This is a genomic window from Exiguobacterium sp. s138 (assembly GCF_018618775.1).
Classification (GTDB): Bacteria; Bacillota; Bacilli; order Exiguobacteriales; family Exiguobacteriaceae; genus Exiguobacterium_A; species Exiguobacterium_A artemiae.
Map to the genome: position 1 here is coordinate 624,846 of NZ_JACSMW010000002.1, position 16,925 is coordinate 641,770.

The 16,925-nt window shown below is 48.7% G+C and carries 21 protein-coding genes and 1 pseudogene; 5 read left to right on the forward strand and 17 right to left on the reverse strand.

The window, feature by feature from the left end; all coding sequences use genetic code 11:
* Positions 1–16: 16 nt before the first annotated feature.
* The 3 genes from KNP91_RS07170 to KNP91_RS07180 all read right to left on the reverse strand — a co-directional run bounded on the left by KNP91_RS07170 (position 17) and on the right by KNP91_RS07180 (position 711).
* Positions 17–208, reverse strand: coding sequence for a hypothetical protein (locus KNP91_RS07170; RefSeq protein ID WP_214764864.1), 192 nt, complete (start codon positions 206–208; stop codon positions 17–19).
* Positions 190–414: an NAD(P)-binding protein gene (locus KNP91_RS15865; protein WP_214764865.1), complete on the reverse strand. Its 225-nt coding sequence runs from the start codon at positions 412–414 to the stop codon at positions 190–192. Before KNP91_RS15865 ends, KNP91_RS07170 begins: the two co-directional genes overlap by 19 nt.
* 120 nt (positions 415–534) lie before the next feature.
* Complete coding sequence (locus KNP91_RS07180; RefSeq protein WP_214764866.1) at positions 535–711, reverse strand: hypothetical protein; 177 nt, start codon at positions 709–711, stop codon at positions 535–537.
* Positions 712–929: 218 nt separating this feature from the next.
* Here KNP91_RS07180 and KNP91_RS07185 point away from each other — a divergent pair, with 218 nt between their 5' ends.
* Together KNP91_RS07185 and KNP91_RS07190 are read left to right on the forward strand one after the other, a co-directional pair.
* On the forward strand, positions 930–1,139 hold the full coding sequence (locus KNP91_RS07185; RefSeq protein ID WP_114595896.1) for a helix-turn-helix transcriptional regulator: 210 nt from the start codon (positions 930–932) through the stop codon (positions 1,137–1,139).
* Positions 1,136–1,612, forward strand: coding sequence for a DUF2178 domain-containing protein (locus KNP91_RS07190; RefSeq protein ID WP_214849375.1), 477 nt, complete (start codon positions 1,136–1,138; stop codon positions 1,610–1,612). The genes KNP91_RS07185 and KNP91_RS07190 overlap by 4 nt, the downstream gene beginning before the upstream one ends.
* Before the next feature lie 4 nt (positions 1,613–1,616).
* Here KNP91_RS07190 and KNP91_RS07195 read toward each other — a convergent pair whose 3' ends face one another.
* The 4 genes and pseudogenes from KNP91_RS07195 to KNP91_RS07210 all read right to left on the reverse strand — a co-directional run bounded on the left by KNP91_RS07195 (position 1,617) and on the right by KNP91_RS07210 (position 4,626).
* Positions 1,617–2,036, reverse strand: coding sequence for a GNAT family N-acetyltransferase (locus tag KNP91_RS07195; protein ID WP_214849378.1), 420 nt, complete (start codon positions 2,034–2,036; stop codon positions 1,617–1,619).
* Between the two features lie 90 nt (positions 2,037–2,126).
* The gene (locus KNP91_RS07200; protein ID WP_214849381.1) at positions 2,127–2,630 is read right to left on the reverse strand and encodes a YusW family protein; all 504 of its coding nucleotides are present in this window, start codon (positions 2,628–2,630) and stop codon (positions 2,127–2,129) included.
* Between the two features lie 87 nt (positions 2,631–2,717).
* Positions 2,718–3,137: a universal stress protein gene (locus KNP91_RS07205; RefSeq protein ID WP_214849383.1), complete on the reverse strand. Its 420-nt coding sequence runs from the start codon at positions 3,135–3,137 to the stop codon at positions 2,718–2,720.
* A 17-nt stretch (positions 3,138–3,154) separates the two neighbouring features.
* A pseudogene (locus KNP91_RS07210) lies at positions 3,155–4,626 on the reverse strand (SulP family inorganic anion transporter).
* A 339-nt stretch (positions 4,627–4,965) separates the two neighbouring features.
* On the opposite strand from KNP91_RS07210, the gene KNP91_RS07215 reads away from it, so the two are divergent.
* Entirely contained in the window at positions 4,966–5,523 is a 558-nt protein-coding gene (locus KNP91_RS07215; RefSeq protein ID WP_012370313.1) for a hypothetical protein, read from the forward strand.
* 48 nt (positions 5,524–5,571) lie between these two features.
* Here the strand turns inward: KNP91_RS07215 and KNP91_RS07220 are convergent, their stop codons facing one another.
* The 5 genes from KNP91_RS07220 to KNP91_RS07240 all read right to left on the reverse strand — a co-directional run bounded on the left by KNP91_RS07220 (position 5,572) and on the right by KNP91_RS07240 (position 10,378).
* On the reverse strand, positions 5,572–7,233 hold the full coding sequence (locus KNP91_RS07220) for an FAD-dependent oxidoreductase (protein ID WP_214849384.1): 1,662 nt from the start codon (positions 7,231–7,233) through the stop codon (positions 5,572–5,574).
* A 19-nt stretch (positions 7,234–7,252) separates the two neighbouring features.
* A complete protein-coding gene (locus KNP91_RS07225) occupies positions 7,253–8,557 on the reverse strand; it encodes an arsenic transporter (RefSeq protein WP_012370311.1) in 1,305 nt (434 codons plus the stop codon).
* Positions 8,558–8,660: 103 nt separating this feature from the next.
* Positions 8,661–8,978, reverse strand: coding sequence for an ArsR/SmtB family transcription factor (locus KNP91_RS07230; protein ID WP_214764871.1), 318 nt, complete (start codon positions 8,976–8,978; stop codon positions 8,661–8,663).
* Positions 8,979–9,341: 363 nt separating this feature from the next.
* Entirely contained in the window at positions 9,342–9,803 is a 462-nt protein-coding gene (locus KNP91_RS07235; RefSeq protein WP_214764872.1) for a VOC family protein, read from the reverse strand.
* On the reverse strand, positions 9,800–10,378 hold the full coding sequence (locus KNP91_RS07240) for a GNAT family N-acetyltransferase (RefSeq protein WP_214849385.1): 579 nt from the start codon (positions 10,376–10,378) through the stop codon (positions 9,800–9,802). The genes KNP91_RS07235 and KNP91_RS07240 overlap by 4 nt, the downstream gene beginning before the upstream one ends.
* A 175-nt stretch (positions 10,379–10,553) precedes the next feature.
* Here KNP91_RS07240 and KNP91_RS07245 point away from each other — a divergent pair, with 175 nt between their 5' ends.
* On the forward strand, positions 10,554–11,312 hold the full coding sequence (locus tag KNP91_RS07245; RefSeq protein WP_214849386.1) for a bacteriorhodopsin: 759 nt from the start codon (positions 10,554–10,556) through the stop codon (positions 11,310–11,312).
* Between the two features lie 52 nt (positions 11,313–11,364).
* Here KNP91_RS07245 and KNP91_RS07250 read toward each other — a convergent pair whose 3' ends face one another.
* Together KNP91_RS07250 and KNP91_RS07255 are read right to left on the reverse strand one after the other, a co-directional pair.
* On the reverse strand, positions 11,365–11,805 hold the full coding sequence (locus tag KNP91_RS07250; protein WP_214849387.1) for a hypothetical protein: 441 nt from the start codon (positions 11,803–11,805) through the stop codon (positions 11,365–11,367).
* A gap of 111 nt (positions 11,806–11,916) precedes the next feature.
* Positions 11,917–13,623 carry a methyl-accepting chemotaxis protein gene (locus tag KNP91_RS07255; RefSeq protein ID WP_214849389.1) on the reverse strand — a complete coding sequence of 569 codons (1,707 nt, stop codon included), beginning with the start codon at positions 13,621–13,623 and terminating at the stop codon, positions 11,917–11,919.
* Positions 13,624–13,784: 161 nt separating this feature from the next.
* On the opposite strand from KNP91_RS07255, the gene KNP91_RS07260 reads away from it, so the two are divergent.
* The gene (locus KNP91_RS07260; protein ID WP_214849392.1) at positions 13,785–14,837 is read left to right on the forward strand and encodes a C45 family autoproteolytic acyltransferase/hydrolase; all 1,053 of its coding nucleotides are present in this window, start codon (positions 13,785–13,787) and stop codon (positions 14,835–14,837) included.
* Between the two features lie 52 nt (positions 14,838–14,889).
* On the opposite strand, the gene KNP91_RS07265 is transcribed toward KNP91_RS07260, so the two are convergent.
* Genes KNP91_RS07265 through KNP91_RS07275 form a run of 3 tightly spaced genes read right to left on the reverse strand, consistent with a single transcriptional unit; the run spans position 14,890 to position 16,767 of the window.
* Complete coding sequence (locus tag KNP91_RS07265; RefSeq protein WP_214764878.1) at positions 14,890–15,363, reverse strand: GNAT family N-acetyltransferase; 474 nt, start codon at positions 15,361–15,363, stop codon at positions 14,890–14,892.
* An 18-nt stretch (positions 15,364–15,381) separates the two neighbouring features.
* Positions 15,382–15,963, reverse strand: a complete 582-nt coding sequence (locus tag KNP91_RS07270; RefSeq protein WP_214849396.1) for a GNAT family N-acetyltransferase — start codon at positions 15,961–15,963, stop codon at positions 15,382–15,384.
* 51 nt (positions 15,964–16,014) lie between these two features.
* Positions 16,015–16,767 (reverse strand): VLRF1 family aeRF1-type release factor, encoded by a 753-nt coding sequence (locus KNP91_RS07275; RefSeq protein ID WP_214849397.1) that lies wholly within the window; start codon positions 16,765–16,767, stop codon positions 16,015–16,017.
* Between the last annotated feature and the right edge of the window lie 158 nt (positions 16,768–16,925).

Consider the following 16,925-nt stretch of genomic DNA (forward strand, 5'->3'; position numbering starts at 1 on the left):
TACTCACCCTTTCGTTTCATGTACAAGCGAGATGTGTTAACCACCGCTCGACCCATTGTAACTCCCCTTCGAGATAGTCGCCGAACGCCGGGTCACTCTCCGTTCCGAGTAACGTCAGCGCATCTTTCCACAATCCTTCAAGCTCAATCGCTTCATAGACGGGAATTTCGATTAACGAGTCAGCGTCGGCTAACGTGGCTGTCTCCATTTCCTTTGCCCAGTCCTGATAAAAAACAATACGTGGATCGGACTTCCGGTTCGAATAAACGGGTCAACTGATAGCGAAGCCTGCCCGATCCGCCTGCCGATCTGATCACGTCCCTCAAAAAGCGTGACCTCATATCCCTTTTCCTGCAGACGCCAAGTAGTGTACAAACCGGTTAAACTGGCACCGATGATGGCAATTCTTCGCATGTTGACCGCTTTTTTCCAGTGATTTCCTTCTCAGTGTACCGAAAAACAATTCGACCGCCTACTCTTTAACAGAAGCAAACAAAAAAACAGAGCGTCATCCGACACTCTGTTCGTTGTTCCTTAGGATGATTGCATATGTCGCCAGTCGTCTTCATCAAAGATCGACTGGACCCATTCGGTGGAAACATATAATGATTTGGCGATGGCTTCGTCGGATTTCCCGAGTTTACGCAGCAAATGGACGATTCGAATCCTTCGCTCGAGTTCACGCTCGTCAGGTAACAATTCCGGCATCATGTCGGCGCCTCCTTTCTCTCTTTAAGCCAACCGTCATCGTTTTGTGTAAGTTACCCGTTTATCGGTTGAATATTCCGATAATTCAAGAGGTTCGATGATTTTTGATAAAGAGTCTCAAAAAAGTAACAGTCTGTTTTTTATTCCAATGTAAAACGAACTTTACAAAATGTAAAACATACTTTACAATTTAAGTACCAACTAATGAAGGAGAAACTGTGATGAAGCTGACGAACCGGGTTAAATCGTTGCGGAGCAGCAACGGATGGACGCAGGAACAATTTGCTCAGATGATTGGTGTCACACGCCAGACAGTCATCTCGCTTGAAAAAGGCAGCTATACTCCGTCCTTGTTACTGGCGATGCAGATTGCACGAGTGCTCGAGCGTCCTGTCGAATCGATTTTTTACTTGGAGGAGGAATCGGAATGAAACGTGTCATCATTCAGTCGTGTTTAAACATTTGTATGTATTTTCTAGGTGCCGCTCTCATCAGTTCGATCACGCAACAGCTTGAAGTGTTTGACAATGATCCAACTCGGGGAACGGGTTTTAATCTGACGCTTGAACTGCCGTTAATCCTGCCAATGATTATAATCGCCATCATTTTAACGGTGATGGGGTATCTCAACCGGACAAATAAAAAAAGTTCTTTTTCCGAGTGGTCCGTCGGTATGACGGAATTCTCCGATCAGGATGAACGGGAGGAAGTCATTACCGGTAAAGCGACACGTGTCGCCTATACAACGTTCCTAGCTGCGTTGACCGTCCTAATGATTCCGTTCTCCGTCTATGCGCGTTTCCCTGAGTGGGTTCCGGGTTTCCCGTTTTACGCCATCGCGACCGTCTTGTCGCTCGGAACGTTTTCCTATATGGCGGCCTGGGTCTATCATTACCAACGCTAAACACTTACAAATACTTGACGAAAAAGTACTGGGTCTGTCCTTCCGTCGGATGATCGGGCAGACGACCGTATTCCTCGAATCCGAGCTTTTCATAAAAGCCCGGCGCTTGAAAGCTGAACGTATCAAGCAAGATCTTACTGCATGATTTTTCTTCGGCAATCGATTCGATTTTTGCCATCAGCTGTTTTCCGGTACCGCCGATTCGGTTTTCCGGGTCGACCCACAAAAAGTGCACCTGCAGATGATTCCACACATAACTTGCCGTAACACCGCCGAGGAGTTGCTCGTCTTCATCCCATGCCAAAAAGCAATATGGTTCCGCTTCCGTAAAGAGCGTTGCCGGAACGTGTTGTCGGTTATAAGCAATCAGTTGCTCCCGGATCCATTGCCCATCTTTCGTCGTACCGCTTGTGATTTCCATCATTCAAAACCCCCGATTGAAATATTTTACAATACGTTCTCATCATATCATAGAGAGAAAAGAAAAAGAGGCGCCGCTTGGCACCTCTTTTTTTTACTTCTTAAATTCTTTTTCTGTACCATCGGCAAACTCGATCTCGATTTCAAGACGGGTCGCGTCATTGATGCCAAAGACTTTCTCGACTTGAGCAATCGCGTCATCATTTGACGTATCGGCATCAAGGTTCAGTTCGTCGAGCTTGGCATCCAGCGTCTTCATCGCTTCATTGCCTTGCGCCTGCTCACCGTTCATCTTGTAATCGGCTTCCGTCCCGTCGTTATCACGGTCATAACTAATGTCGACGGCGTCCATCATGTCCGAAGTATCTGCCTCGACTGACAGACTGACGAATCCGTAATCTTTGTCGGCATTGTCCGTCACTGTATCCTGATCTTGTGTACCTGACGTATCGTCGTTCATCGTGCTGTCATCCGTCATCGAATTATCATTTGTCGTTGTCGTTTCCTCGACTTTTTCCGTTTCCTGATTGTCCGAATTGCCGCATCCTGCGGTAAACAGGGCAAGACCAAGAACCGGTACCAAATATGTCTTCTTCATTAGAATGACCCCCTCTTTTTTTGACTATCCCCCGGGTCAAGACACATAAATCATTTTAATGTGCGATTTCAGAAAAAGATTCACTCGTCACTTCACAATCAAAACCGGACATTTGACGCGTTTGGCAATCTTATGACTGACACTACCGAGCATCATTTCCTGCAGACTGTTTAACCCCCGGCTGCCGATAATCGTTAAATCGACCTGCTTTTGATTGGCGTGATCCACAATTGTCGGACCCGGCTCACCGCGAAGAATCGTCACGTAATAGGAGACATCTGCTGCTTCGAGCTTTTCTTCGACCGGTGCCAGTCTTTTTCTGCGGGCCACTTCAAGCCCTGCCGTTCCTTTCGTATGCAGGACATCGTCTTTAATTTTTCCAAAATCGGCGACGAAAACGACTTCCACTTGACTGTCCGGACTGAGCCGGGCAATCTTAATTGCTTCTTCCGCCGCTCGGACGGAATGGTCCGAACCGTCGACGGCTAATAAGATATGTTGATACATAACCGTTCCCCCTTAACTCAATGTGTGGAAATTTTCGGGATCGGATCCTGATGAACCGCCAACCGATCAATCAGTTTCTTACTTTCCGGATTCAATCCAATCAGTTCGACTTTGTTTTGATTCGCCATCAAGCGGAGCATCACCTTGTCAATCGCTCCGACGGCCGAATCATCCCAAATTTGGGTGCTGCTGAAATCAATCCGGATTTGTTGGTTCGTCCCCTCATAATCAAACGAAGCGATGAAATGATCAACCGACGCGAAGAATAACGGACCTTTGACGGTATATACCGTTTTTCCGGACGTTATCTGTTGCTTGATCTTGATTTTCGAGAATTTGGCGACAAAGAACAGGGCACTTAACACGACACCTGCCATGACGCCGATTGACAGATCATGTGTGGCAACGACGATGCTGACTGTCGCGAGCATCACGAAGGCATCGGCTTTCGGAGCTTTACGGAGATACGTAAACGACGACCAGTCAAACGTGCCAATTGAGACCATGATCATGATTCCGACAAGAACCGGCATCGGAATTTGAACGACCCAGTTTCCGAGGACGATGATCAAAAACATCAGGAACAGCCCGGCGATAAGTGTCGACAGCCGCCCACGTCCTCCTGACTTGACGTTGATGACCGATTGATCGATTGACCGATCATCGCGCAACCCGCCATTCCGCCGAAGAAACCGGTGATGAAGTTCGCAATCCCCTGCCCGCGGGCTTCCTTGTTTTTTTCGCTCTCCGTGCCCGTCATATCGTCGACGATCGTCGCCGTCAGCAATGATTCAAGTAATCCGACAATCGCGAGTGCCAGTGAATACGAGAAAATAATTTGAAGTGTCTCGAAGTTCAACGGGACGTCCGGCAAGAAAAACGACGGTAACGACCGTTGAATCGTTCCGAGATCACCGACCGTCCGTAAATCGACGTTTAAATAAATCGCCGCAATCGTCAGCACGATGATTGCAATCAGTGGTGCCGGAATCGTTTTAAGAAAACGCGGTAACAGATAGACAATTGCCAGCGTCATCGCGACGAACACATACGTCATCGTGGAAATCCCGATGAAATGCGGGACATGAGCCATAAAAATCAGAATCGCCAGTGCATTGACGAACCCGATCATGACGGCACGCGGAATGAATTTCATGACCCGTGCAATCTTGAAGACCCCAAAGAGAATTTGAATGACTCCGGTTAAAATCGTTGCCGCAAGCAGATAATTGAGTCCGTGTTCCTTGACGAGCGGGACCATTAAAAGGGCCATCGCACCGGTTGCCGCTGAAATCATTCCCGGCCGGCCGCCGACAAAAGCGATGATGACAGCGATGCAAAACGAAGCATACAATCCGACCATCGGATCGACACCGGCAATGATTGAGAAAGCGATTGCTTCCGGAATCAAAGCAAGCGCAACAACGATGCCTGCCAATACATCACCTCTGACATTTGAGAACCATTGTTCTCTTACACTCATTTTCATCTGTTTCTTCCACCTTTCTGTTGAGAAGCGTTCCTTACTCAACATCCTGTCCTGTTTTGAATATCCACAGTCTAGCACCATTAGTTTCAAAAAGGAACACTTTTGGTCTTTTTATTTTCAAACGATAAATTTGATCCATACTAAAAAGGAGTTCATCCGAATCGATGAACTCCTTGTGTAGTACCGGAGTTGGATTTGAGTAGGTCGCTTAAACGTCTTCGGAAATCCTATCCTGAGCATACAGTGGTGATGACCAAAAAATAATTCATTTCAGTGCGCTTGTTTGCTAAGCTGAATGTAATTTCACAGAATCAATAGTTTGCACAGGAGGAATTTTAAATGATTGAATCCGTGATTTCTCTCCTTTCCCCACTCTTTGCCTCTGCTCACGTCAGATGGGGCATTGGTGGTTCGGTTCTCCTCGCCCACCATGGGTTGGTGGAGCATCCAAACGATGTGGATTTGCTCTTTCATCCGGACGATTTCGCTGTGGCTGAACGGATTTTGAAGCAGTTCGGTAAACAACAGCCGTCTCAAGATAAAGGAGTTTTTTTGACACGCCGGTTTGAAGAATACACGATTGGAAGCGTTGAACTGGATCTCATCGTCGATTTCAAAATTCAACATAAAGCAGGCGTTTTTTCATTCATTTTTGATGAGACGGCTATGACGGAACAGGTCAGTTTCGGTGGACAACGCTATCCGTTCATGCATCTTGAGGATTGGTACGTCTTCTATCTATTGATGCCGGGACGCGAATCCAAAGTCCGTCTCCTTGAAGACTACTGGCAGTCTCACCCGCTCGACGCGCCGGAACGGTTACAAACCGCACTCGCTGCTTCCTTGCCGGACAGCATCCGTCAACGGATTGAGCATACTTACCGGTATGCACAGTAAAAAAAGCGGCTCTTCTGCGAAGAAGAACCGCTTTTTGTCATCGGACCATTACTCGGTCAGACACTTTTTGCAATGTTGATAGTTTTTATTACCGCCGGATAAGTTACAGACATCCGTAAAACCTAGGTTTTTGAGCACGTTTTGTGCGGCGTTCCCGGTCACCCCTTTGTTACAGTAAACAATCGTCGGCAACGTCGGATCGAGTTCCTTCGCCCGTGTCCGCAGTTCACCGAGCGGGATATGAATCGCGCCGTCGACGTGATTTTTTTCGAACTGGGCTTTCGAACGGGTATCGATGATTTGGAACGACTTGCCGCCGGCGACCTGTTCGATCAACTCATTTGGTGTCATCAGACGGGCTGTTTTTTTAATCGCATTGTCGAGTGCCATTCCGGTATAGAGCACCGGATCCTTTGTTGTCGCAAACGGCGGCGCATAGGCAAGATCAAGGTGGAACAGATCTTCTGCTTTTGCCTTGAACGTAATCGCTGTCGCGAGGACATCAATCCGTTTGTCGACCCCTTGCGGACCAACGATTTGTGCGCCAAGGACCCGTCCTGTCGCCCGGTCGGCAATCGCCTTGATCGTCATTTCTTTTCCACCCATATATTCCGGACGATCCGGTTTAATATTGTGGAGAACTTCGATGTCGTATCCGGCTTCCCGCGCTTCTTTTTCCGTCAAGCCGGTTTGGGCGACCGTCAGATCAAACGCTTTGAAGATGCCGGTTCCAAGAATTCCGCGGTGTTCCGCTTCTTCCCCGGTGATGACCATCCCGGCAATCCGGCCCATCTTGTTGGCGGTCGAGCCGAGCGGACGATAAATCGCTTCTCCGGTAATGACGGAGAAACTTTCCGCGACGTCACCGACGGCATAGATATCTGCCACGTTCGTCTGCATCTTCCGGTTGACGGCGATTGCGCCTGTCTGACCAAGCCCAACGCCGATCTGTTTGGCGAGCTCCGTATTCGGTTTGACCCCGACTGACAGGATGACGAGCTCTGTCGCAATTGATTTGCCACTTTCAAGGGCGATGTCCGTGACCCGCTCCGTCCCGTTTAATGCCGTCACCGATTCTCCGAGCAACAGTGAGACGCCTTTATCTCTTAAATGATCAGCAACCCGTTCTGCCATGTCACGGTCAAGCGGTAGCATGACTTGCGGCAAACGTTCGACGAGTGTCACCTGAATCCCGCGGTATGACAGTTGCTCGGCCATCTCAAGACCGATGAAACCGCCGCCGACAATCGTTGCCGTTTTTGGATTATGGGCGTCGATGTATGAGCGGATCGCATCGGCATTCCGGACATTGCGCACCGTGAAGACGTTGTCGTGATCGACACCCTGTAAGGGCGGAACGATGCTTGATGCACCGGTCGCAAGCACCAGCGTATCGTACGTATCCGTCAACCGATCACCGGTCGCCAGATTAACGATGGTCGCCGTTTTCGTTGCGTGATCAATCGATTCGACTTCGTGTCTTGTGTGGATGTCGATGTTATAACGTTTTTTGAAGAATGCGGCATCGCGCGGTGTCAATTCGTCGATGTCGGCAATCTCACCGCCGACGAAGTACGGAATCCCGCAACCGGAATAGGAGATGTCCTGATCGCGGTCATAAATCGTAATCTGTAAATCTTCACTGTTCCGGCGTGCTTTTGCACCGACCGATGTTCCGGCGGCAACTGAACCAATGATCAACAATTTCATGTAAGTGTCCTCCTGAAAATTAATAAAGTAACAAGCTGATGTACAATCCGAGCAACGTAATCGCAAGCGTTGGAATCGTCAGGATCGTACCGATTTTAAAGTATTGTCCCCAGCCGATTCTGACACCTTTCGAGCGTAAGACATGCAACCACAGCAGTGTTGCCAGACTGCCGATCGGTGTAATCTTCGGACCTAAATCGGAACCGATGACATTGGCATAAATCAAGGCTTCACGGATGATGCCGGTCGTCTGACTGTGCTCGATTGCCAGGGCATCAATCATGACGGTCGGCATATTGTTCATAATCGATGACAGAATGGCGGCGAGGAAGCCCATCCCGAACGTCGCACCGGCAAGCGTCGTCGCAAAACCGTCGATGACTTCGGCAAGCACTTGCGTCAACCCGGCATTTTGCAGACCATAAACGACGATATACATTCCGAGCGAGAAGAAGACGATCGCCCACGGTGCACCGGCGATGACTTTTTTCGTCGGCACACTAGGTGAACGACGCGCCATCAACAGGAAGAACAAGGCGATGACGCCGGCAACGAGACTGACCGGAATGCCGATGAAGTCACTCGTGAAGTAGCCGACGACAAGCAGCACGAGAACCAGCCACGATAACTTGAACATCCGCTGATCCTTAATTGCCGTGCTCGGTGCGACAAGTTGCGTCACGTCGTAGGTCTTCGGAATACTTTTGCGGAAGTAAAGATACAACACAAGCAGACTGCCGATGACGGAAAAGACGTTCACGAAGACCATCCGTGAGGCATATTCCGTAAAACCGATGTCAAAGAAGTCGGCCGAGACGATATTGACGAGGTTGGAGACGACGAACGGCAGACTCGCCGTATCGGCAATGAAGCCGGACGCAAACACGTACGCCAAAACGACGTAGTCCGGTAATTTTAAGTAGCGGACGATGGCAAGAACAATCGGTGTCAGGATCAAGGCAGCCCCGTCGTTCGCAAACAAGGCGGATACGAGTGCGCCGAGCAATGTCAGGTAAACAAACAGTTTGACGCCGCCGCCTTTTGCGATACGTGCCATGTGAAGCGCCGCCCATTCGAAGAAGCCGATTTCGTCCAAAATCAACGAGATGATGATCAGGGCGATGAAGGTAAAGGTTGCGTTCCAGATGATGCCCCAAACCGTCGAGACATCATCCAGATTCACTGCGCCGGTCAGTAAGGCAATCAATGCCATTCCTATCGCGGAGTAGCCGATGCCTAGACCTTTTGGTTGTTTGATGATTAAAAATAAGGTGATCAGGAAAATCCCGATCGCAAGTAGATGTGTTCCGGTCAATGCGTTCACTTCATTTCTTGATTAATTTTTTCCTCTGTTTTACAACGGCTGAATACATTTTTTCTTACATAACATTTCCGTTATGTATCAGCTCTGTTTATTTACTTAAAACTCAGCAACTATTTGGTAAAGAAACTGGTAATGGTTCCATCGAGTTTAAGATCGTCAACAACAAGTCATGTTGCGGATGATCCGGATTCAATCGGAAATAAATCCATTGCCGTTCACGCCGTTCCAAAATCACCTGTGCTTGACGCAACAATTTTAAGTGACGGCTGACGGCGGGTTGTGAGATATCAAACATTTCGACAAAATCACAGACACAATGTTCCCGGGCATGCAACCGACGCAACACTTCAAGACGTGTACTGTCACTGAGCAGTTTCAAGAACTGGCTCATCTCTTCGACAGGGTTCGCCGTACGAATCAAGTCAATTCCTCCTTTCCGGATTGAGCTTCAACGGGAAAATCGTCAGCCGACACGTTCAGACTGACGATTTTCTCTATATAACCAATTTATTATATAACCTCTTTGTTATTCAAGTCTTTTTTTAGCTGACGTCTATTAAAACGGGGATACAATTGATTTACGATTAAAAAATAGGCAAAAAATGCAGAAAAATAAAAGGTGATGAATTTGTTCATTTCCGTTGTACTCAGCCAGATTGATTCATCGTACATCAACCGTCCAGATGCCGTGATGACGACAGGATACGTCGCAAGCGTCAGACCGATCAGGACGAATAAACAAACACCAAGATCATTGAGTCAGACTTGCGTGCTGCCTTTTGAATTACGAAACATCTTTTCCCTCCTTTAGTTTAAGATAGTTTTCTGCTATTTCCAGTATGATGCCTTCCGGTCCCCTGACATAACAAATTCGGTACGTTTCTCCAAACTGCTCTGCCGGACTGATTGAAGTATAGCCCTGCTCGTTCACGATTGTCATCATCGCGTCAAGCGACTCGACATTGAGACAAAGATGACGAAGACCTGCCGCGTGAACTTCGTTTGATGATTGACCAGTATCGACTGGATTCTGATATTGAACGAGTTCAAGCCACGTCTCTCCGTCGGGTACGCCGAGAGCGGCACATGAAGTCTTGACGTTACGCAGACCGGTAATCCGGTCGAGTTGCGGTCCGGACGATTCCCATTCACCTTTTACGACGAATCCCAGGCTGACGAAAAAATGTGTCACTTCCACTAAACTCAGTACGTTGATACTGACATGATCAATCCGGTTCACTTTCATACCGGTTTTTCCTGTGCGTGTTGTTCCTGTACCATCAACTGATAATCTGGTTGCAGCAATGAAAAAATCTGTCCATCGTGCGACGAGCCGTCTTGATAAAGATAACCACGCAAAATCCCTTCCTCTTCGAATCCGAGTCGTTTTAACAGTTGAACGGATGCCTCGTTTTCTAAAAATGTCACGGCACCCATCCTGTGTAATGCCAGTGTCTCGAAGGCATATTCCAACACAGCTTGAATCGCTTCTGCTGCATAACCACGCCGCCAGTGCGCAGGATCAAGTTCAAAGCCGATCTCCGCCTTTTTGCTGTACAGGCTGAGGTGATTCAGACCAAGCGTCCCGATAAACGTCCCGCTGTCACGGATCAGGATACCCCAACGAATGCCTTGTTGCGTGTCATACGTCTGTTTGAAAGACCCTATGATGTTCAACGCATCGTTTTGTTCACGAAGCGGATTCATTCCGTAAAAGCGGGTGACGGTTTCGTTCGATAAGATATGAAAGAGTGACGAAGCGTGTTCCGGTGTTACTTCCACCAGTGCGAGACGGGATGTTTCTAAAGTGGGAAAAGGCATATTGATTCCTCCAGTTTTGATGTCTTGGTTTCGGTTTGAATCTTTCGTCTAACTTGTGTCTTTTCAGTACCTCACCGCACATCACGCAACGGTTGAAGCACTTCGTTGTTGCCAGTGTCGTCCTATACTAAATGTATAGAAACGCGTGTTTTGTGTAATGAAGGAGTGACTGATCATGGAAGAAGTCAATTTACTCGTTCTTGCCACGCAGTATATGTTTTGGGTCGGATTCGTCGGAATGGCCGCCGGGACACTCTACTTTTTAGTCGAACGGAATTCACTGGCACCGGAATACCGCTCCACCGCTACCGTCGCTGCACTCGTCACCTTTGTCGCGGCCATTCATTATTACTTTATGAAAGATGCCGTCGGAACGTCCGGTCTGTTGTCAGAAATCGGCGGTTTTCCAACAGAAATCCGTTATATCGACTGGCTCGTCACGACGCCTCTGTTGCTCGTCAAGTTTCCATTGTTACTCGGTCTGAAAGGTCGGCTCGGCCGGTCCTTGCTGACGAAACTCGTAATCGCTGACGTGATCATGATTGTCGGCGGCTACATCAGCGAATCCTCAATCAACATCGCCGGCGGTTTCACGCAACTCGGACTGTGGTCGTATCTGATTGGATGTTTCGCCTGGATCTATATCATCTATCTGCTGTTTACGAATGTCACGAAAGCTGCGGAAAACAAACCGGCTCCAATTCGCGATGCTCTTCTGAAAATGCGGTTGTTCATCCTGATCGGTTGGGCCATCTATCCGATCGGTTACGCTGTCACGTTGTTTGCGCCGGGAGTTGAAATCCAGCTCGTCCGCGAATTGATTTACAACTTTGCCGATTTAACGAACAAGGTCGGGTTCGGTTTGATTGCCTTCTTCGCCGTCAAAACGATGTCGTCGCTATCGTCTTCCAAAGGAAAAACGCTGACGTCCTGAACGGATGTTTGAAACAGTTCCGCCTCGCGGTGGACTGTTTTTTTGATTCTTTTCATTTTTCCAAGTGGTTAAACTCATGGTAATCACTTTTACTGGAAAACCCGACCAGTTCGACGCGTCCGTTGCGATTAACATTGTACTCATACGCAGCATCCGGTTCATTTTGAAAAACAACGGTTATGAAATAAGGATTGACGTGCTGATATCCTTCTTTTTGAAAGGGTACGGTCGAAATCGTCCACTTTTCACCCGGAAACTCTTTCGCAAGATACGGTTTGACGGCTGCTACATTTTCCTGAATCTCTGCTTTGATGTCCTCATCATCCGGCTGACTCATTAAAAAACTGCCGAACATCAGACAGAGCACTCCTGCCGTCATCAAAGCCAGCATACGTTTTTTTCCCGTCTTCACAAAGCCGAACACGACAATCGGAAGCACAATCAAACCGAATACCCCGTAAAGAATCCATTCAATGAGTTCATGTGGTCCCATATCCGTAGCCTCCTTTTTTCACTATTTCTATAGTTATTACTGTTCACTACTTCAAATCCCTTCTTTTTCCATCAAAAAACAGGTATCCGTTTTGGATACCTGCCTGATTTATTACACGTTAAAACGACTCGACAACCGTTTTAAGTCTTCTGCCATCGTCGCCAGTGATTGTGACGCGGACGAGATTTCCTGCATCGAGGCCATCTGTTCTTCCGTCGAAGCCGAGATGTTCTCGGTTCCGGCGGCCGTACTTTCCGTCACACCCTGAATCTCACGCATGATTGCGGAAATCTGTTCACTGCCGGCCGCCATTTCCTGGACGGCTCCCGACACTTCTTCGACCTGCCCCGTCACGTCACTGATTGACCGTTCGATTGCTTCAAAGGAAGCACTCGCCTCGCCGGCAACCTGAATGCCGTTCATCATTTCCGTCGTGACTTTTTCCATCGAAACAACCGACTGTTCCGTTTCCTGACGGATGACTTGAATCAGACCCTCGATTTGTTTCGCCGCGAGTGCCGACTGTTCGGCAAGCGTCTTGACTTCCGCTGCGACGACGGCGAATCCGCGTCCCTGTTCACCGGCCCGGGCCGCCTCAATCGCTGCATTCAGTGCGAGCAGGTTCGTCTGCGCCGCAATGCCCGTGATCGAATCGGTGATTTGTCCGATCTCCTGCGACCGGTTTCCAAGTCCGACGATGACGTGACCCAGTTCCGTAAAGTCGGTGTTAATCCGTTCCATCTGTTGACCGAGCTGACGGACGACCTGTCCGCCGTGAGTCACTTTCTCCATCGCGTCACCCGTCGCGTCCGTCATCTGTTGGGCATTCCCGGCAACCTGACTGACGCCGGACGTCAAGTCCTGAACGGTCCGCGATGCACCGGATACCTGATTTAATTGTTGGCTGGCACCGCTCGCGATTTCTTCCATCGTCACGGCAACCATTTCCGTCGCTTTTGTCGTCGCTTCCGCGTTCGTACTTAATTCGTCCGATGCTGTCGCGACATGTTTCGACGTATCCGTCATCTCAATGATGACGTGATGGAGCTGCTCTGTCATCGTGTTGAATGATGTCGTCAATTGACCGAGTTCGTCTTTTGAAACGTAATCGCCACGGACAGACAAATCGCCTTTACCCGACTGCTTCATCCATCCTTGAAGGGAACGGATCGGTTTTGTGATCAGACGCGTGATATAGATTGCAAGACCGGCAAACAACAATACGGCCAGGAGGAAAATCCCGAGCATGATGTAAAACGCTGCCTGCTTTTCCTGCTGGTTCAATGCGTTGATGTCTTTCGACTGTTTCGTCATCGACATCATCAGGCTTTTCGCCGTATTGGCCACTTCGTCCCGTGTTTTCTCGAGACTTTCCGAATAGAAGCGGTAGCCTTGTTCTTCATCGCCCTGTGTGACCAGGTCCTGAATCGTACTCAAGCCGTTATCGTAAGCGAGGACACTGTCCTTCAGGTTCTCGACTTGTTTTTCTGATTGTTTCGTCGGTACAGATGTGCGTTCAAATTTGTTGAGGGAAGAACGGATTTGCGCTTGCCGTTGATCGATTTGCGCCCCCAGTTCTTCAACCCGGGCCGGATCTTTCGTCAGCATCATCTCGACGAGAAACGAATCAAGCGCCCGCGTATCAATCCGGATTTGCGCCACTTCCTGGATCGGAATCAAGTTTTCTTCGTACATCGCTTTTGATGCATTCGACATCTGATTTAAAAAATAGAGTCCTGCACCGGCTAATAAAATCATTGCGACAATCGCTGTCGCAATCAACAGTTGAATCTTTTTCCGTACTGATAAATTTTTCATTATGTAGACCCCTCCCACCTGTTTATCGGTCGATTACACAAATGATTCAGTCTTTTTCTGTTTTTCATTTTCCGGATGTGTTGTGCCAAGCCCTTGATTACGACAGGAGGTGACAGATTCGATATAATCAGAATCATACAGAAACAAAAGGAGTGAAGTTTGTGCAGTCTGTCTCGAACGAAATCACGCAGTTTCGCGGAACACACTATGACTTCGGCCGCGAACAGGGCCGTTATGTGAAACGAAATGAATTGTTGCATAACCGTGAAGACAATTGGAAAATCCGGGTCCCCCGTTTTCAGGTCGACCCTGTCGAAACGAAAGAGATGTTTCTCCGCTATGCCCCGTACATTTGGGACGAGTTACTCGGATTACAGGACGAACTCGAATTATCGCTCGCCGATACGTTGCTCCATTTTGGTCATTACCGCGTCGAAGGACCAAGCAGCGGCTGTTCCATCATGACGGGCGATAACTTCTTAGTCCGCAATTATGATTATCATCCGATGACATACGACGGACGTTTCTCTGTCTTTCAACCGACGGATGGCGGCTCCGCCATCATCGGACCGGCGTCCCGCGTCACCGGACGAATGGACGGGATGAACGAACATGGTCTTGCGATGGGGTACAATTTCATCAACCGCCGTCGTCCGGGCGACGGCTTCGTCAGTTTCATGATTGGGCGGATCATCCTCGAGACATGTACCTCGATTGAAGATGCGATTTCGCTCGTCAAAGAGATGCCGCACCGGGGATCTTTCAGTTATGTCGTCCATGACCGGTCGAACCGGTCATTCGTCATCGAAGCGACAGCCCGCGACATCGAAGTCCGGGAGACGAATCTCTGTACGAATCATTTTGATCTGCTGCAACACGAAAATCGGTTCCATCTCGACGATTCAAAACGCCGGATGATGGAACTGAAAACGCATCAGCATTTGATTCAGGATGCGGAATCGGCATTCCGTCTGTTAAACGATTCCGATAAAGGGGTCTTCTCCGAGTTGTACAGTCACTGGGCAGGCACGATTCATACGTCAGCCTATTTCCCGACCGACATGAAAGTCTGGTTCGCTCTCGGCGGTGATCAAGAGCCGGTTACGTTTGATTTTAAAGATTGGCTGGCCGGAAACGATTTTATGTCAACGCACATCCATGGTGAACTCGAGACCGATATCCAGTTCGCAAACACCCTTCAAACGTGGCGCTGAAGACAACAAAACACCTCTGTGCATCGATTTTTCGGATGCACAGAGGTGTTTTTCAGTCGATTGTTTTGGTCATATGTAAGTCTGTCGTGACAAATCCGGTCGTTTCATAGAGATGAATCGCCCGCGTGTTATGCGCAAAGACATGCAATTTGATTTTTTTAATGTTCATCCGTCGGGCGACCTGCTCCAGTACTTCCATCGCTTGCCGTCCGTACCCTTTCCCTTGATAGCCTTCTTCGATTTTGAAATCAAAGATAAAGGCGGTTCGACCGTGCGTCGATTCACTTAATTGAAACCAAATCATACCGACCGGCGGCTGTTCGGGATCGTCAACGATCGAAAACAGATAATGCTGTTTCGTCTGGATACCGTCCGGTAATAATTGGCCGTACTCGGCGGCTGACCGGTCAAGCGCTTCCACCTCTGCCCATGTCCCGGCTTTGACTTTCTCCTCGGCATATTCTTTGATGGCTTCCGGTAAGTATGCAGCATAGGCCGCTTCTGTCATTTTCATGAATTGAACCATTCCGTGGCACCTCCTGCTTTAATTCATTTGCTGATTTTGTACGGACGATACGCACGTGCCGGACCAATCTTTTGCGAGCATCGCATAAACGGCAATATCATGATATGACCCGTACAAAAGCTCCGCGTCACGCAGAATCCCTTCTTGCTGAAAACCTAAACGCTCCGGTATCTTCCGGCTTCGTGTATTGCCGACCGCACATTCGATGACGACCCGGTTCAGTTGTAATGTCGTAAAACAATAGTCTGTGATAAATGCGACGACAGTCGTCATCAATCCTTTACCGCGTCCGTTCCCGGTCAAATAATACCCGATCGACGTTTGCCGTAACGTCTGATTGATTTCGTGTAAGGCGATCGTCCCGACGAGTTCGCCCTCAAAATAGATCCCGCAGGCAAAGCCGTTGCCGTTCGCATAGTCCGTCAACCAGGCCGGAATGATTTCGTTCCGGTAGATGTCGGGTCCGGTCGCCCCGTCGACCCAGCGTAGCCATTGCCGCAAGTGGTCCCGGTTGGCGTCAATCAACGCATACAACGCGTCGGCGTCCTGGCGTTCGATTAATTTTAAGCTCAATTGATCGGTAATATGGTGCATGAACATCTGTTGTCACTCCTTATGTAACGTCTAAAGCTATACTTTAGACGTGGACGCTTAAAATACCTGCTTGAGAATCTGTTGTTGGCTCGATTGCGACAAATTTTTATGAATGACCCGTTTGGGTTTGGTCGTTAGGGCCTGCTCGAGGAAGTTCGCTTGCGATCGTTCGCCGATGACGATGATCTGCTCCCAACCGAGCGACCGGTTCAATTTTTCGACCTCTCCTGACAATTCCCGGTAAAACCGTTCTGCCTGCTGTTCGACCCGATTGCGGAAATCGTCCGTCTGATTGCTGCTCGAAGCGCCACTTCGTCCGCTTCTCCCCTGATAACGCCGCCATTGCCCGGTATCGAGATCCAGTTCGTACTCGTGCGTCGCGTCCACTTCACCAAGGCGGACGTCGAGGACAGTCGCGGAATCGAGATGCGTCAGTACGATCCCGGTCCGTGGGAATTGTTGATCAAGAACTTCGAGTTGATTGAGATTCGGTTTGCTATAATAACTGATTTCATCCGTCACATCAAGCTGTAACAAATACACTTCCTGAAGCGAATCATCACTTGAGACAAAGGCGACGATACTCCGGAGCAACCCTGTCCGCTGATTGTTAATCGCTTGTTCCAGTTTCGTAAAGACGCTTTCAACGGCTTTTTTATCCTCCTGTTCCGTCAAAAGACGTTTCTTCTCATTCCGTAAAATCGTCTCCCACTGATTCCGTTTATCCGGTGCCGTGCTCAGATACACCGACAAGACTTGCGTCGATTCGTCAAATTCCTTTAACCGTTTGATATCTTCTCCAAGTCCCATGAAAATGCCCCCTTTAATAAATGAATGACGCTAAAATACCGGTGATAAAGACGGATGTGATCGTGACCGTGAACTGAGCCCTAGAGTTTGGACAGTTTAATAAAAGCACCCTTAACGTTTTAAGCTGCTATGAGATGGCTTCGGTATTGTACCGGAGT

Bases quoted from the DNA above. Each gene is read 5' to 3' on its own strand.
- KNP91_RS07250 (WP_214849387.1), bottom strand. From the start codon at position 11,805: ATGGGACCACATGAACTCATTGAATGGATTCTTTACGGGGTATTCGGT.
- KNP91_RS07215 (WP_012370313.1), top strand. From the start codon at position 4,966: ATGATTGAATCCGTGATTTCTCTCCTTTCCCCACTCTTTGCCTCTGCT.
- KNP91_RS07245 (WP_214849386.1), top strand. From the start codon at position 10,554: ATGGAAGAAGTCAATTTACTCGTTCTTGCCACGCAGTATATGTTTTGG.
- KNP91_RS07195 (WP_214849378.1), bottom strand. From the start codon at position 2,036: ATGATGGAAATCACAAGCGGTACGACGAAAGATGGGCAATGGATCCGG.
- KNP91_RS07235 (WP_214764872.1), bottom strand. From the start codon at position 9,803: ATGAAAGTGAACCGGATTGATCATGTCAGTATCAACGTACTGAGTTTA.
- KNP91_RS07255 (WP_214849389.1), bottom strand. From the start codon at position 13,623: ATGAAAAATTTATCAGTACGGAAAAAGATTCAACTGTTGATTGCGACA.
- KNP91_RS07200 (WP_214849381.1), bottom strand. From the start codon at position 2,630: ATGAAGAAGACATATTTGGTACCGGTTCTTGGTCTTGCCCTGTTTACC.
- KNP91_RS07240 (WP_214849385.1), bottom strand. From the start codon at position 10,378: ATGCCTTTTCCCACTTTAGAAACATCCCGTCTCGCACTGGTGGAAGTA.
- KNP91_RS07170 (WP_214764864.1), bottom strand. From the start codon at position 208: ATGGAGACAGCCACGTTAGCCGACGCTGACTCGTTAATCGAAATTCCC.
- KNP91_RS07190 (WP_214849375.1), top strand. From the start codon at position 1,136: ATGAAACGTGTCATCATTCAGTCGTGTTTAAACATTTGTATGTATTTT.
- KNP91_RS07265 (WP_214764878.1), bottom strand. From the start codon at position 15,363: ATGGTTCAATTCATGAAAATGACAGAAGCGGCCTATGCTGCATACTTA.
- KNP91_RS07220 (WP_214849384.1), bottom strand. From the start codon at position 7,233: ATGAAATTGTTGATCATTGGTTCAGTTGCCGCCGGAACATCGGTCGGT.
- KNP91_RS07205 (WP_214849383.1), bottom strand. From the start codon at position 3,137: ATGTATCAACATATCTTATTAGCCGTCGACGGTTCGGACCATTCCGTC.
- KNP91_RS07180 (WP_214764866.1), bottom strand. From the start codon at position 711: ATGATGCCGGAATTGTTACCTGACGAGCGTGAACTCGAGCGAAGGATT.
- KNP91_RS07270 (WP_214849396.1), bottom strand. From the start codon at position 15,963: ATGTTCATGCACCATATTACCGATCAATTGAGCTTAAAATTAATCGAA.
- KNP91_RS15865 (WP_214764865.1), bottom strand. From the start codon at position 414: ATGCGAAGAATTGCCATCATCGGTGCCAGTTTAACCGGTTTGTACACT.
- KNP91_RS07185 (WP_114595896.1), top strand. From the start codon at position 930: ATGAAGCTGACGAACCGGGTTAAATCGTTGCGGAGCAGCAACGGATGG.
- KNP91_RS07275 (WP_214849397.1), bottom strand. From the start codon at position 16,767: ATGGGACTTGGAGAAGATATCAAACGGTTAAAGGAATTTGACGAATCG.